This window comes from Sterolibacterium denitrificans (assembly GCF_900174485.1).
Taxonomy (GTDB): domain Bacteria; phylum Pseudomonadota; class Gammaproteobacteria; order Burkholderiales; family Rhodocyclaceae; genus Sterolibacterium; species Sterolibacterium denitrificans.
Map to the genome: position 1 here is coordinate 1,346,502 of NZ_LT837803.1, position 14,183 is coordinate 1,360,684.

The 14,183-nt window shown below is 62.1% G+C and carries 12 protein-coding genes; 6 read left to right on the forward strand and 6 right to left on the reverse strand.

Going from position 1 to position 14,183, the window contains the following annotated elements; translation table 11 throughout:
* Positions 1–4 precede the first annotated feature (4 nt).
* Positions 5–1,462 (forward strand): threonine synthase, encoded by a 1,458-nt coding sequence (thrC, locus tag SDENCHOL_RS06190; protein ID WP_154716443.1) that lies wholly within the window; start codon positions 5–7, stop codon positions 1,460–1,462.
* 98 nt (positions 1,463–1,560) lie between these two features.
* Positions 1,561–4,320 (forward strand): magnesium-translocating P-type ATPase, encoded by a 2,760-nt coding sequence (mgtA, locus tag SDENCHOL_RS06195; protein ID WP_154716444.1) that lies wholly within the window; start codon positions 1,561–1,563, stop codon positions 4,318–4,320.
* A 7-nt stretch (positions 4,321–4,327) separates the two neighbouring features.
* On the opposite strand, the gene amrS is transcribed toward mgtA, so the two are convergent.
* Genes amrS through amrB form a run of 3 tightly spaced genes read right to left on the reverse strand, consistent with a single transcriptional unit; the run spans position 4,328 to position 6,764 of the window.
* Positions 4,328–5,419, reverse strand: a complete 1,092-nt coding sequence (gene amrS, locus SDENCHOL_RS06200) for an AmmeMemoRadiSam system radical SAM enzyme (protein ID WP_154716445.1) — start codon at positions 5,417–5,419, stop codon at positions 4,328–4,330.
* Entirely contained in the window at positions 5,416–5,988 is a 573-nt protein-coding gene (amrA, locus tag SDENCHOL_RS06205; RefSeq protein ID WP_154716446.1) for an AmmeMemoRadiSam system protein A, read from the reverse strand. The genes amrS and amrA overlap by 4 nt, the downstream gene beginning before the upstream one ends.
* Positions 5,985–6,764 (reverse strand): AmmeMemoRadiSam system protein B, encoded by a 780-nt coding sequence (gene amrB / locus SDENCHOL_RS06210; RefSeq protein WP_231912923.1) that lies wholly within the window; start codon positions 6,762–6,764, stop codon positions 5,985–5,987. The genes amrA and amrB overlap by 4 nt, the downstream gene beginning before the upstream one ends.
* Before the next feature lie 159 nt (positions 6,765–6,923).
* Between amrB and ispD the strand changes: the two genes are divergently transcribed.
* Together ispD and ispF are read left to right on the forward strand one after the other, a co-directional pair.
* Positions 6,924–7,688, forward strand: a complete 765-nt coding sequence (ispD, locus tag SDENCHOL_RS06215) for a 2-C-methyl-D-erythritol 4-phosphate cytidylyltransferase (protein ID WP_154716447.1) — start codon at positions 6,924–6,926, stop codon at positions 7,686–7,688.
* Positions 7,685–8,176, forward strand: coding sequence for a 2-C-methyl-D-erythritol 2,4-cyclodiphosphate synthase (ispF, locus tag SDENCHOL_RS06220; protein ID WP_154716448.1), 492 nt, complete (start codon positions 7,685–7,687; stop codon positions 8,174–8,176). The genes ispD and ispF overlap by 4 nt, the downstream gene beginning before the upstream one ends.
* A 60-nt stretch (positions 8,177–8,236) precedes the next feature.
* On the opposite strand, the gene SDENCHOL_RS06225 is transcribed toward ispF, so the two are convergent.
* The 3 genes from SDENCHOL_RS06225 to SDENCHOL_RS06235 are packed head-to-tail and all read right to left on the reverse strand — an operon-like array spanning position 8,237 to position 11,779.
* On the reverse strand, positions 8,237–9,910 hold the full coding sequence (locus SDENCHOL_RS06225; protein WP_154716449.1) for a sensor domain-containing diguanylate cyclase: 1,674 nt from the start codon (positions 9,908–9,910) through the stop codon (positions 8,237–8,239).
* A 55-nt stretch (positions 9,911–9,965) separates the two neighbouring features.
* The gene (locus SDENCHOL_RS06230) at positions 9,966–10,403 is read right to left on the reverse strand and encodes a hypothetical protein (RefSeq protein ID WP_154716450.1); all 438 of its coding nucleotides are present in this window, start codon (positions 10,401–10,403) and stop codon (positions 9,966–9,968) included.
* Positions 10,404–10,414: 11 nt separating this feature from the next.
* Positions 10,415–11,779, reverse strand: coding sequence for a porin (locus SDENCHOL_RS06235; protein ID WP_154716451.1), 1,365 nt, complete (start codon positions 11,777–11,779; stop codon positions 10,415–10,417).
* Between the two features lie 495 nt (positions 11,780–12,274).
* Here SDENCHOL_RS06235 and SDENCHOL_RS06240 point away from each other — a divergent pair, with 495 nt between their 5' ends.
* Together SDENCHOL_RS06240 and SDENCHOL_RS06245 are read left to right on the forward strand one after the other, a co-directional pair.
* The gene (locus tag SDENCHOL_RS06240) at positions 12,275–13,405 is read left to right on the forward strand and encodes an ABC transporter permease (RefSeq protein ID WP_154716452.1); all 1,131 of its coding nucleotides are present in this window, start codon (positions 12,275–12,277) and stop codon (positions 13,403–13,405) included.
* 5 nt (positions 13,406–13,410) lie between these two features.
* On the forward strand, positions 13,411–14,181 hold the full coding sequence (locus tag SDENCHOL_RS06245; RefSeq protein ID WP_154716453.1) for an ABC transporter ATP-binding protein: 771 nt from the start codon (positions 13,411–13,413) through the stop codon (positions 14,179–14,181).
* Positions 14,182–14,183 lie beyond the last annotated feature (2 nt).

The window sequence follows — 14,183 nt, forward strand, 5'->3', positions numbered from 1 at the left end:
ACCCATGCGCTATTTCAGCACGCGCGGCAATTCACCCAGCCGAACCTTCACTGAAATTCTCCTCGCCGGCCTGGCGCCGGATGGCGGCCTGTATCTGCCGGAGCGCTATCCGCGCGTGAGGCCGGAGGAACTCGCGGCCTGGCGCAATCTGCCGTATCACGAACTGGCGTTCCAGGTGTTGAGCAAGTTCATCGACGACATTCCCGCGCATGACCTCGAAATACTGCTCGCCCGCACCTATACGCCGGCCGTGTATCGCAACACCCGGCCGGGCGAAGACCCGCAGGAAGCGCGGCAGATCACGCCGCTGCGCACGCTCGAACCCGGCCTGCACATCCTCGAGCTTTCCAATGGTCCGACGCTGGCCTTCAAGGACATGGCCATGCAGCTGCTCGGCAACCTGTTCGAGTACGCGCTGGGCAAGACCGGCGCCGAGCTCAACATCCTCGGCGCGACCTCGGGCGACACCGGCTCCTCGGCCGAATACGCGATGCGCGGCAAGCGCGGCATCCGCGTCTTCATGCTTTCGCCGCACGGCAAGATGAGCCGCTTCCAGACGGCACAGATGTTCTCGTTGCAGGATCCGAACATCTACAACATCGCCGTCAAGGGCGTCTTCGACGACTGCCAGGACATGGTCAAGGCGGTCAGCAACGATCACGCCTTCAAGGAGCAGTACAAGATCGGCACGGTCAACTCGATCAACTGGGCGCGCGTCGCCGCGCAGATCGTGTATTACTTCAAGGGCTATTTTGCGGCAACGGCGTCGAACGACGAGCAGGTCAGCTTCAGCGTGCCGTCGGGCAACTTCGGCAACATCTGCGCCGGCCACATCGCGCGCATGATGGGTCTGCCGATCCGCCAGTTGATTCTCGCCACCAACGAAAACGACGTCCTCGACGAGTTCTTCAGGAGCGGCGCCTACCGGCCGCGCGGCACGGCGCAGACTTTCCACACCAGCAGCCCGTCGATGGACATTTCCAAGGCTTCCAACTTCGAGCGCTTCGTTTTCGATCTGGTGGGCCGCGATGCCGCCATGGTGCGCGAGCTGTGGGACAAGGTGGACGCGGGGGGGGCTTTCGATCTGGCGGGCACGGCGCATTTCGCGCGCCTCCGGGAATTCGGCTTCGTCTCCGGGCGCAGCACGCACGCCGACCGCCTGGCCACCATTCGCACGGTGCATGAGAAGTACGGCGTCACGATCGACACCCATACCGCCGACGGCATCAAGGTGGGGCTGGAACGGCGCGAACCCGGCGTGCCGCTGGTGTGTCTGGAAACGGCCCAGCCCTGCAAGTTTGCCGACACCATCCGGGAAGCCCTGGGCCGCGAACCGGAACGTCCGTCCGCCATGCAGGGCATCGAGGATTTGCCGCAGCGCTTCGAGGTCATGGAGGCAAATGTCCAGTCGATCAAGCACTACATCGCGCAGCATGCGGAGCACCGGGAACACACGGCCTGAAGTTCTGAAGCGCTGACTTCGGCAACGGCCATTCTGCCGACAGCCTCTTTCATGGGCCAGTTTCAGTGGATAGTCGCGGCAACGCTCGGAGGAAGGGCATGGATTTCCTGCGCCTGAAAGAAAGTTTCGTCCATGCCGTGCTGGGACGGCCGATGCTGCGCCACTTCCGGCGTCTGTCGATCCTCGACCTGCGGGGCGATGCCGATGTGGATAAAACCGTATCGGCCAGCATGGCGCGGCATCTGGCGGAAGCGGCGATGGCCGAGCCGGCGGTCTTGCTGGAACGGCTGCATACGCATCCCGATGGTCTGAGCGAAGCGGCGGCCGATGCGCTGCGCGCGGTGGTCGGCACCAATGAAGTCGAGCACGAGAAGCCGCGGCCCTGGTGGCAGCATCTGTGGCACTGCTATGTCGATCCATTCAACCTGCTGCTGACGGTATTGGCGACGATTTCTTTCTTTACCGAGGACATCAAGGCCACGGTCGTCATTTCGATCATGGTGACGCTGTCGACGTCGATCCGCTTCTTTCAGGAAGCCAAGTCCAACAAGGCGGCCGACAAACTCAAGGCCATGGTCAGGAATACGGCAACGGTGTTGCGCTGCGACGTTGCCGGCGCCGCCAGCCTGCATGCGGGTGTTTCGCGCAGTCTGGAGTTGCCGATCAAGCAACTGGTGCCCGGCGATATCGTGGTGCTTTCTGCCGGCGACATGATTCCCGCGGATTTGCGCGTACTTCACGCGAAGGATTTGTTCGTCAGCCAGGCGGCAATGACGGGGGAGTCGCTGCCGGTCGAGAAATTCGTTGATCAGCGCAAGTGCGATGCAATCAACCCGCTCGATTTCGACAACATCTGCTTCATGGGCACCAATGTCGTCAGCGGCTCGGCGACGGCCGTGGTGGTGACGACAGGCGAGCGCACCTATTTCGGCGATCTGGCGCAGCGCATCACGGCAGCCGACCGGCGACCCACGGCCTTTCAGGCCGACGTGAACAGGGTGAGCTGGCTGCTGATTCGCTTCATGCTGGTCATGTCGCCCGTCGTTTTCTTCATCAACGGCTTCACCAAGGGCGACTGGCTGGAGGCGTTTCTTTTCGCCATGGCAGTCGCCGTCGGCCTGACGCCGGAAATGCTGCCGATGATCGTCACTTCGACGCTCGCCAAGGGCGCGCTGATCCTCTCGCGACAAAAAATCATCATCAAGCGGCTCGATGCAGTCCAGAATTTCGGCGCCATGGACATCCTGTGCACCGACAAGACCGGCACGCTGACGCAGGACAGAATATTTCTCGAGCGGCATACGGATGTGCATGGCGCGGAAAATGCCGAAGTGCTCGAATACGCCTACCTCAACAGCTACTACCAGACGGGACTGAAGAATTTGCTGGATGTCGCCGTGCTCGACTACCAGCACGTGCACCATGCGCTGAAACCGGCCGAGAACTATCGCAAGGTCGATGAGGTGCCCTTCGACTTCCAACGCCGCCGGATGACCGTGGTGGTGGCCGAGCACGAGCACGAGGATCTTCGCCTGGATCATCATCTGCTGATCTGCAAGGGCGCCATCGAAGAAATCGTTTCGGTGTGCACTCATTTTCGTCATGGCGAGCTGATCGAGCCGCTGACGCCCGCAGCCCATGCGCGCATTATTCAGGTGACCAGCGACCTGAACGATGACGGTTTGCGCGTGGTCGGCGTGGCCATCAAGGAGATGCCGCCGGACAAGGAGGTCTATGGCGTGGCCGATGAATGCGGGCTGACGCTGGTGGGCTATATCGCCTTTCTCGATCCGCCCAAGGAGTCCGCCGCGCCTGCGCTCAAGGCGCTCAAGGAACATGGCGTCGCGGTCAAGGTGCTGACCGGCGACAATCCGCTGGTGGCCGCCAAGATCTGCCGCGAGGTGGGGTTGCCGGTGGCGGGCATGCTGCTCGGTGCCGATGTCGAGGCCATGCATGATGCGGCGCTGCTTGAGGCGGCGGAAAAAACCACCGTCTTCGCCAAGCTTTCGCCCTCCCACAAGGAGCGCGTGGTGCGCGTACTGCACGAGGCGGGCCACGTCGTCGGCTTCATGGGCGACGGCATCAACGATGCGCCCGCGCTGCGTGCCGCCGACATCGGTATTTCGGTGGACAGCGCCGTCGATATCGCCAAGGAGGCCGCCGACATCATCCTGCTGGAAAAGAGCCTGATGGTGCTGGAAGCGGGTGTGCTCGAAGGGCGCAAGACCTTCGCCAACATGCTCAAGTACATCAAGATGACGGCCAGTTCCAACTTCGGCAACGTCTTTTCCGTGTTGATCGCCAGCGCCTTCCTGCCCTTCCTGCCGATGCTGCCGATGCAACTGCTGGTGCAGAACCTGCTCTACGACATTTCGCAGATCGGCATTCCCTTCGACCATGTCGACGAGGAATCCATCAAGTCACCGCAGCGCTGGAATCCGGGCAGCCTGGGCTACTTCATGATCCACTTCGGGCCGGTCAGCTCGATATTCGACATTGCGACCTTCCTGTTGCTGTGGCACGTCTTCGGTGCCAACGGCGCAACGCCCGAATCGCAAACGCTGTTTCAATCGGGCTGGTTCATCGAAGGCTTGCTGTCGCAAACGCTGATCGTGCATATGATCCGGACGCGCAGGCTGCCTTTTCTGCAGAGCCGGGCATCCTGGCAACTGATGCTCATGAGCGTTGCCGTGATGCTCGTGGGGCTGGGTATCGTCATGGGGCCCTTCGCCGATCATTTCAAGCTCACGGCCTTGCCGTTGACGTATTTCCCCTGGCTGCTGGCGATCCTGCTTGCCTACATGCTGCTGGTGCAGGTGATGAAAGGATACTTTGCGCGGCGTTACGGTTGGCAGTGACGAAATCTCAATTGCTCGCTGCCATCCGTACCGGTATCCGTCGTGCGCCGAAAGGCTTGCCGAATTTCGCGAAGCGTCCGGCGATGGCATGGCCGCAACAGGGGCAGTGGCCACTGGCATCGAGCCGGTAGTCGAGGATTTCATACCAGTCGCGAACGATGACCGGCTTGTGGCAGCACGGGCAGTAGGTGGTGTCGCCTTCCTGGTCATGCACGTTGCCGGTATAGACGTAATTGAGGCCGGCATCCATGGCAATGCGCCGGGCGCGGGCCAAGGTGACGGCCGGTGTGGCCTGGGTGCCGAGCAGTTTGTAGTCTGGGTGGAAAGCGGAAAAATGCAGCGGCACATCGGGACCCAGCTCCTTGGCGATCCAGCGGGCAAGCGCGGTCAGTTCGTCCTCCGTATCGTTCTGTCCGGGAATCAGCAGGGTAGTGATTTCCAGCCAGCAGTCGGTGTGATGCCGTACGTAGCTCAGTGTGTCGAGCACGGGTTGCAGCCGGGCACCGCAGAGCTTGACGTAGAACTCATCGCTGAAGGCTTTCAGATCGATATTGGCGGCATCCATTTTGGCGAAGAACTCGCGCGCGGGTTGCGGGTGGATGTAGCCGGCAGTGACGGCAACCGTCTGGATGCCGTAGGCATGGCAGGCATCGGCCGTATCCATGGCGTATTCGGCAAAAATCACCGGGTCGTTATAAGTGAAGGCCACGCTCCTGCTGCCGTAATGTTGCGCCGTTGCGGCGATGGCGGCAGGCGAGGCGGCATCCATCAGGGTGTCCATTTCGCGTGATTTGGAAATGTCCCAGTTCTGGCAGAACTTGCAGGCCAGGTTGCAGCCGGCGGTGCCGAAAGAGAGCACGCTGCTGCCCGGATGAAAATTGTAGAGCGGCTTTTTCTCGATCGGGTCGATGCAGAAGCCCGAGCTGCGTCCGTAGGTGGTCAGCACCATTTGACCCTGATGCATGGCGCGAACGAAGCAGGCGCCGCGCTGGCCTTCGTGCAGTTTGCAATCGCGCGGGCAGAGGTCGCACTGGATGCGGCGATCTTCGAGCGCATGCCACCAGCGTGCCGGATGGGCTTCGCCGGGTTGGATGTTCATTGATCCGGCGCTTCTTTCCATTTGCGCACCTCGTAACGCGAGAGTTGTATGTCATCGTTCCAGCCGTCGATGGCCAGGCCCGCCTTGCGCTTCAGTTGGGCCATGAATTGCTTCGGGTCGGGCAGATCTTCCCAGACCTGGGGCAGGAAGGTGGCGCGCCGCCCGCCGCACCTGAGGATGACGCCATCCACCATGGGTCGCAACAGCGCCAGGGCTTCGGCTTCGCTGGCGCAGTGCAGCGGCACGGGCGTGTCGAGCAGCGAGACTTCGATATTGATTTTTGGAAACTCCGCAGCGCTCAGAGGCTTGAAGCGCGTATCGAGAAAGGCGGCCGCCCGGGCATTGTGGCGGACATCGTCGAGCAGCGGACGCTGCGCTTCGAGCGTGCCGATGCAGCCGCGCAATTCGCCAGCCAGCCGCAGGGTGACAAAGCTGGCCCCCGGCAGATGCAGTTCCGGAAGTTCGAGTAGCGATGCAGGTACTGCGCTGCGGATGCCGTCGCCAAATTCTTCGCCGATGGCCTGGCGGGCGATCAGCAGCAGGGCCGTGCCGAGTTCCGGGCGGCTCATGATGCGGGCTCGGTGAAGGCAAAGGCTGCGTAGCCGACCACGCGGGAGCGATCGCCGGCGGTATCGCCGGAATTGCGCAGGTCGAGCAAGCGCGCCTGCAGGCCGCGCCGTTGCGCGCACAGCAGCAGACCGTTGATCGGCGTGGCGCCACAGGCCTGTTCGTGGCTGCCCAGCGGCTGCAGGGCGGCGATCTGCGCGGCGGTGTCCTGATCGAGTTGCTGGGCTTCCGCATAGGGGCGGTAGTGCGAGAGATCGGAACTGATGAGTATCAGGGTTTCCGCTCCGCCCCAGACGAGATCCAGTACTTCCGCCACTTCCTGCGCGCTGGCCATGCCCACGACCAGTGGCAGGAGGGTGAAGTCGTCGAGCAGATGCTGCAGGAAGGGTAGTTGCACTTCGAGTGCATGTTCCAGCGCATGGGCCGCTTCATTGCGCTGCACCTGCGGGCATTCGAGCGCCCTTCGCGCCAGTTCGGCATCGACCGGGATGCTGCCCAGCGGCGTATCGAAGGCGCTGGCTTGCGGCAGGGCCAGGCCGCGCACGGCAATGCGATGCGCCGGACCGAGCAGCACGACCTTGCGGATGTCCGGGCGCAGCGCAGACAGGCAAGCGTAGGCGCTGGCGGCGATCGGCCCCGAATAGATGTAGCCGGCGTGAGGAACGATCAGCGCCTTGGGGGGATGCGCCGGTACCGCTCGTGGCTCGACCCGGGCCAGCATGGCAGTGATTTCACTGTCGAGCGTGAGCGGCTGCGCCGGATAGAAGCTTCCGGCCACGGCAGCGGGACGATGGAACGAAGAATATGAATCTGAATTCGAACCGGTCATGACGCATCTCCTGAACCTGTGCCGGGATATTGCGCAGAGATACACAGGTGGCACTGGTGGCACGGGCGCACGCTGGCGATCCTTCATTGTAGCCCTTAGAATCGCGGAATGAGAGTGACTGCGCCCGTCGATCCCAGGGATTCCTCCGCGGCGTTTTACGCGCTGGTGCCGGCTGCCGGCAGCGGAGCGCGCATGGGCGGCGAGAAGCCCAAGCAGTATCTGCCGCTGGCCGGCCGGCCGCTGATCTGGCATGGTTTGCGGGCCCTGTGCGGGGTGGCGCGCATTTCCCGGGTGTTCGTGGTTTTGTCGCCGCATGATGCCGACTGGGTTGCGCATGACTGGTCGACGTTCGGAACCAAGCTGATGCCGTTGTTCTGCGGTGGCGCGACGCGCGCCGATTCGGTGCTCAATGGCCTGCGCGCCACGGCAGACCAGGTGCGCGCCGAGGACTGGATGCTGGTGCATGATGCAGCCAGGCCCTGCCTGACGAGTGCGCAAGTCGACAGCCTGATCGATACCGTTTGCCGCGACTCTCCCGGGGATGGCGGCATTCTGGCCCTGCCGGTTGCCGATACACTGAAGCGTGCCGATGAGCATGCTGCCATTGCGACCATCGCGGCCACGGTGCCGCGCAGCGGACTCTGGCAGGCGCAGACGCCGCAGATGTTCCGCCATGGCGACTTGCTGCGCGCCCTGGCGTCCGGCAAGGACGCGCAGGCCATCGAGGCCATTACGGATGAGGCGAGCGCCATGGAAATGCTGGGCTTCAGACCGTGTCTGGTGAAGTCCGATCCGGGCAATCTGAAAGTCACCTATCCGTCGGATCAGCGTCTGGCCGAGTGGATACTGCAACAGCGGGGAGAGATGACATGAGTGTGCCGTTTCGTATCGGGCAGGGTTTTGATGTGCATGCCTTTGCCGCCGGTCGCAAGCTGATCCTGGGAGGGGTCGAAATTCCCCATGAGCGCGGCCTGCTCGGCCATTCCGATGCGGATGCGCTGCTGCATGCGATCACCGACGCCATCCTCGGCGCTGCCGGCCTGGGCGACATCGGCCGGCTTTATCCGGACGACGATCCGCGCCATGCCGGCGCCGATAGCCGCGTGCTGCTGCGCGGGGCGCTGGCGGCGGTGCGGCAGGCGGGCTGGCGCGTGGTCAATGTCGACGCCACCATCATTGCCCAGGCACCGAAGATTTCACCGCATGCGGCAGCAATGCGGGCCAACATCGCCGCCGATCTGGAGATCGAGCCGGAGGCGGTGAACGTCAAGGGCAAGACTACCGAACGTCTCGGCTTTACCGGGCGTGGCGAGGGCATCGCCGCCGAAGCCGTGGCTTTGCTGGCGCGTACCGCCGTCTGATGCCCGTGCGCCCGGCAGCAATGCCGTGCAGCGGGGGATCGTCGGGGCGGCCGTCAGCCATCAACCATCAATCTGGACTGCGTCGTTCCCGTCGTGGATGCGGAAGTCATTGCGGCCGGACTGCTTGACCGCATACAGGGCGGTATCCGCGCGCTTGATGATGTCTTCGCGCCTGAGATCTCCATGCTCGACCAGTGCGATGCCGATACTGGCCCCCACCACGGCCCTGACGCCGGCCGCCGTGACGACCGGCTTGCTGATGTTGCTGATCAGGCTTCGCGCCAGGCGGGTAATGACGGCCTTGTCGGTGACGAATGGGAAGAGGATGACGAATTCATCTCCGCCAAGGCGCGCGGCATAGTCGGATTTGCGGATCGAATGTTCGATGTGCCGCGCCACATGGACCAGCACGGCATCGCCGACATCATGACCGAAACTGTCATTGACTTCCTTGAAGCGATCCAGGTCGATGAACATCAGCGTGAAATTGCGCTCGGCGTCGAGCCTGCATTCGCTGATCAACTGATCGATCTGATGCTCGAAACCGAGCCGGTTGCCCAGGCCGGTCAGCGGGTCGGTCAAGGCCAGTTTGTTGGCGTGAGCTTCCCGCAGCCGACTTTCCGTGATGTCGTTGATGACGCCCTGGATCAGGTCGTCCTCGACGGGGTTGAGGATCATGTTGAACCAGCGCGGGTTTTCTCCGCAATCGCACAGCGCAAGCTCGATGGATTTGCTCTGCCGGTCTTGCAGGCAACTGGCGATCAAGGTTCGCACCTCGGCGGCTTGCGTCCCGAGCTGGTCGAGCAGGGAGGGCTGCGTGCCCGCAACGGATTCAACGGGTTCTTTTGCCTGGCCGCAGTTCAGGCACATGGCCCGGCTGAAGGCCGGGTTGAAGGACAGCAGCAGGCCGTTGCGGTTGATGACGAAGATGCCGGTTTCGGCATTTTCAAAAATTGCCCGAAAGCGTTTTTCCTCGATTTCGCGTTCGAGGCGCAGTTCGCGCTCGGTCATCAGGCCGCTGACCTGTTTGTCGATCAGCGCATTGACGTTGCCGACCAGCCTGCCGATTTCGTCGGCTTTGTGGCCGCCGGGGACTTTCAGCTTCTCTCCATCCATGACGGAAAGAGCATTGAGCCGGGTAGCCGTCTGCCGTATGGGATGGGCAATGTAGCCGACCGAGATGGTGGTGACGATCAATATGATGGCGGCTGTTTGCAGAATGATCAGCAGACGGATGTAGTCGACCGCCTCGCCGACCTGGGCATCGATCGAGGCCTGATTGCGCACGACGATGATCTTGCCGACCCGGCTGTCGGTCTGGAATGGCGAGCTCAGCTCGCGGATCAGCGTGCCGGGCGGATAAGCCTGGGCGGCGGATGATTGCGCGATGCCGCCGGTTGCGGCATGGGTTGCCGTGGTAGCGCTGCGCTCGAAGTCGGCCAGTACGCCGTGCTCGTTGATGATCACCACGCGTTCGACGTCGCGGCTCATCAGCAGGCCCTTGGCAACTTCGGTGGCCAGGCTCGTGTCGCCCAGGTAACAGGCGATACGTGCCGTGTTTTCAACTGTCTTGACGAGCTCGCCGAGACGCTTGCTCAGCGACTCCTGTACCGTGGGTTCGATGTAGCGCGTGATGCCGGCGATCAGTAACGTCCCGGCAAGGCCGGACAGCACGACGACGAGTATCACGCTGCGCAGGACAAGACTGGCATGGAAACTGGGCGTTTTGTCCATCGGCTTTCTGCAGGGACGCAGTGCAGTGTCTATGCCTACGCCTGCGTTTCCACATTCATTGGGATAGATCCAGGGCAACCCGGACCTGCTTTGTTGCCGCGCTGCGCGGGACGTAGCCTATCGCCCCCTTGTTCGAACTGACGATTTCGATGACTTCGGCGACCGTGTCGGCCTGGCGGGGTGGCGAAGCCTGACCCGAGAAGATCAGGCGTGCCCAGTAGGAATTGATTTCCGACAGTTCCTTGTTGATGAGTTCGGCATAGAAGCGGGCCTTGTCGCGGTTGCTGGCGACCTGGTCGATGGGTAGCGCCGTGATGCCGGAAGGAAGTTTCTTGGTGCGGCCCATGAAGATGGCGGTGACTTCATCACGCGATATGCGTTCGACGCCGCTGGCCGGATTGACGATGATCACGAGATCGGTCGCCGACCAGGCGGATGCATGGCACAGGGAAAGCGCAAGACAGAGGCTGATGGCGGAGACGAGTTTTTTCATGGTCGTCCGCCTCAGAAAATGAAGTCCAGCACAGCGCTGTAGACATTGGCACGACTGTTCCAGTTGGGTGGGACGGTGGGCCAAAGCAATGGCGGTGCGCAGGGTGTGAGTCCGGAGCCGGGTAGCGCTACGGGTGAGCAGTTCTTGTTGCGGATGAAATCGGCCTGAAGCTTGAGGGCAAAGTTCTCGGCAAAGTCGTAGCGCAGGCCCAGTGCATAGGTGTTTTGCCTGGTTTGCGGCGTGCTGAGGAGGAATTGCGCCATGCCGACCGTGCCAGGATCTGCACCGAGTGCTGCCAGTTCCTGTGGGTAATTGCTGCTCTTGGTCCGCAGGACGGAGACCGAGGCATAGGGAGTGAAGCGGCCGAAGCGATAGCCTGCCGAAATGAAGGCCGAGTGACCTCGGGGAACCAGCAGCGAATCGGAACTGATGCGGGCATATGCCCCCTGCAGTTTCAACGGGCCATCCTCATAAGCCAGCTCGGCGGTCTTGTAGGTGGCTCTCTTGCCGCCGACCTGGATGCCGTCGAGAAGAGAGTACAGCGCATTACCCAATGGCGTGCCGGCGCCCGCTGCGCTGGCAGCATACTGGAGGGGGACGGTGGCGCTTGACGAAAACTCCTTGGCAATGCGCAGGCGGGAAATGCCGAGGCGTCCGGTCCAGTGATTGTCCTGGTATTCGATGTAGCCGCCGGTTCCCCTGGATTTGTTCAGATCCTGCGTCGAACCCATCGCCGGCATGGTCATGCTTCCTCCCGGGATGGCCCATTCGCGTTGCTCCATCAGGTTGTTGACCTGCTGGCGGGTGATGCCGGTGTAGAGCTTGACGCGTCCGACGCCTCGCATGACGGGGGTGCGGAAGACGATGTCGCCGCCATCCTGGTAGGGGAAGAGTTGCGTGCCGAAATATTCGACAGGCGGCCGTGCCCAGAGATATGAGTAGCCGACGTCGCGCGTGTCGGCGCCGATGTAGCCATCGTAGCCGATGCGGCCGACACGCAGTTCCAGCGTGTCGTCGTAGACGTATTTGAGGAAACCCCAGGTCAGTTCGGGCCAGTAGTTGTTCTCGTTGCGATAACGCGAAACGACCTGGGCCACGGCTTCGAAGTTGTTCGTGATGTCGAAGTTGACCTGTACCCCGAGCCGGGTATCGAGGTCGAAGGAAACGCCACGGTTGCTCGCACCCTTGGGCTGGGTGATGTCGCGGATGAAGGCGGCGCCGTCACCTTGCGTATGCGCCATACCCACGGTGCCGAAACCGCTGAGGCGTATGGGCGAGCTGTCCAGATCTGCCGCTGCACTGGAGGAAGCGTTGAGTGCAAGGCTGGAGACGGACAGGGCGATCAACAGGCTGGGAAGTTTGGGTTTGTGCGTCATGTCTTGCGATCCCGGGCGAGGTCGAAGGATGGTCTTGCTGGCTAGATCCGTTCATGGAGCCCCATGGAATCCCTTGGGCGGCAAAGCCATGGAACTCACAAGACCATGGGGCCATGAAGCAATGGGCATTGTAAGCATATTCGCGCAGTGTGGCATGGGGCGGAGCGGCTGCAATGACCATATTGCGGCTGTTTGTCGTCTGCCGTGCAATATTTCCGCTTTTGTGCGCGATATTGCTTGAGTGATGCGCTGATTTCCGCCACGGACCGGGGTTTCCGGTTTGCGCGCTGCCGTGCCTTGCGGCATCGTGCAGGCGCTGCGGGATGCATGCAGGGTAATCATGGTAACCTTGAGCGCTTTATTTACATGCCCTGGCGATCGGTGTGCGTGAATGACCTGCGGATTCCTATCCATGCCCTGCCGGCAGCAGCCGGCCGCCTGCCGCATCGGCATCGGACGATGGCGCGTGGCGATTGACGCTGCCGGACGGCGTTCATGAATCCTGGGCAGATACCCGGCATCAGTGTGGCTGCAGCCGAGGGCGGCCGCTGCGAAGTCCGGCTGCATGGCAACTGGACATTGGCGCGACTGGCAACGCGGATCGATGCATTGACGGCGGAACTTTCCGGCCATGCGCGGCAGCCGGAAGTGGCCTGGGATTGCCAGTCGATCGAGATGCTGGATAGCGCCGGGGCGCTGCTGCTCTGGCGTGCCTGGGGACGCAAGTTGCCGGATGCATTGCAGGCCACGTCCGAGCAATTGCGCATCCTCGAGCGTCTTGCCAAGGTAGACCACGAGCCGCACGTGGGCCGTGTCCCGCGATCGCCCTTGGCCTGGGTGATGCAGACGGGTCAGATGCTGCTGGTTTTTGCGGATCACTTGCGTGGTTTTGTGCTCATGATGGGGCAGTTGATGCTGGATTTTCTGCATCTGCTGCGCCGGCCGAAAGATGTTCCGAGATTGGAGATATCGGCGAACCTGTACAAGAGCGGCGTAAAAGCGATGCCGGTGACGGCCATCGTGGGCTTTCTGATCGGTATCGTGATGTCCTACCTGTCGGCATTGCAGCTCAAGCAGTTCGGCGGCGATGTGTTCATCGTCAATATTCTCGGCATCAGCATCATTCGCGAACTCGGCCCGATTCTCGTTGCCGTGCTGGTGGCTGGCCGCTCGGGTTCGGCCATGACCGCGCAGCTCGGCGTGATGCGGGTGACCGAGGAAATCGACGCCCTGGCAGCCATGGGGGTGTCGCATAGCCTGCGCCTGATCTACCCGAAAGTGCTGGCCCTGGCCATTGCCATGCCGTTGCTGGTGTTGTGGCTCAGTGGCGTGGCGCTGCTCGGCGGGATGATTGCCGCCCAGTTGCAACTGGATATTTCCTTCGGCTATTTTTTTGAAAACCTGCCCAAGGTCGTGCCGATTGCCAACCTCTGGATCGGGCTGGTCAAGGGTTTCGTGTTCGGTATTGCCGTGGCGCTGGTGGCCTGTCATTTCGGCCTGCGCGTCAAACCCAATACCGAGAGTCTTTCGGTGAATACCACGTCCTCGGTGGTGTCGGCCATCACGCTGGTGATTCTGATCGATGCCATCATCGCCATCGCCACACGTGAGACGGGGTTGTTCTGAGCCTCATGTCCAGCATGCCCATCATCGAGGTAAGCGATCTATCCACCCGCTTTGGCGATGTGTGGGTGCATCGGGGGCTGGATCTGACGGTCGAGCGTGGAGAAGTGCTGGCGCTGGTCGGCGGTTCGGGTAGCGGCAAGACGACCTTGCTTCGTCAGATGATCGGCCTGCTGCGGCCCGATCATGGCCGGATCCGCCTGTTTGGCGAGCCGCTGTTCGGTGGCGGCATCGGGCGTGAGCGGACGCTGCGCCGGCGTTTTGGCGTGCTGTTCCAGCAAGGTGCATTGTTTTCGGCATTCAATGTCTATGAGAACGTGGCCTTCCCGCTGCGTGAGCTGGGGGTGCTGAAGGAAGACCTGATTCGCGATCTGGTGATGCTCAAGCTGTCGATGGTCGAGCTTCTGCCCCGCCATGCCGGACTGATGCCGGCGGAGCTGTCCGGCGGCATGGTGAAGCGCGTTGCGCTGGCGCGGGCCCTGGCGCTGGAGCCGGAATTGCTGCTGCTCGATGAGCCTACCTCGGGCCTGGATCCCGACCGTTCGGCGAATTTCGTGCGACTGATTCGCATGCTGAGCGAGGAGCTCGGGCTGACGGTGGTACTCGTCACGCATGATCTGGATACGCTGGCCGGACTGTCGGCACGCGTCGCGGTACTGGCTGAACAGCGTATACTCACGGTCGGCAGCATCGCCGAAGTCATGCATTTCGACCACCCCTTCGTTCGCAATTTCTTCCTGCATGAGCGCAGCCGGCGCTCTTCGTGGGACAAACTCTGAGT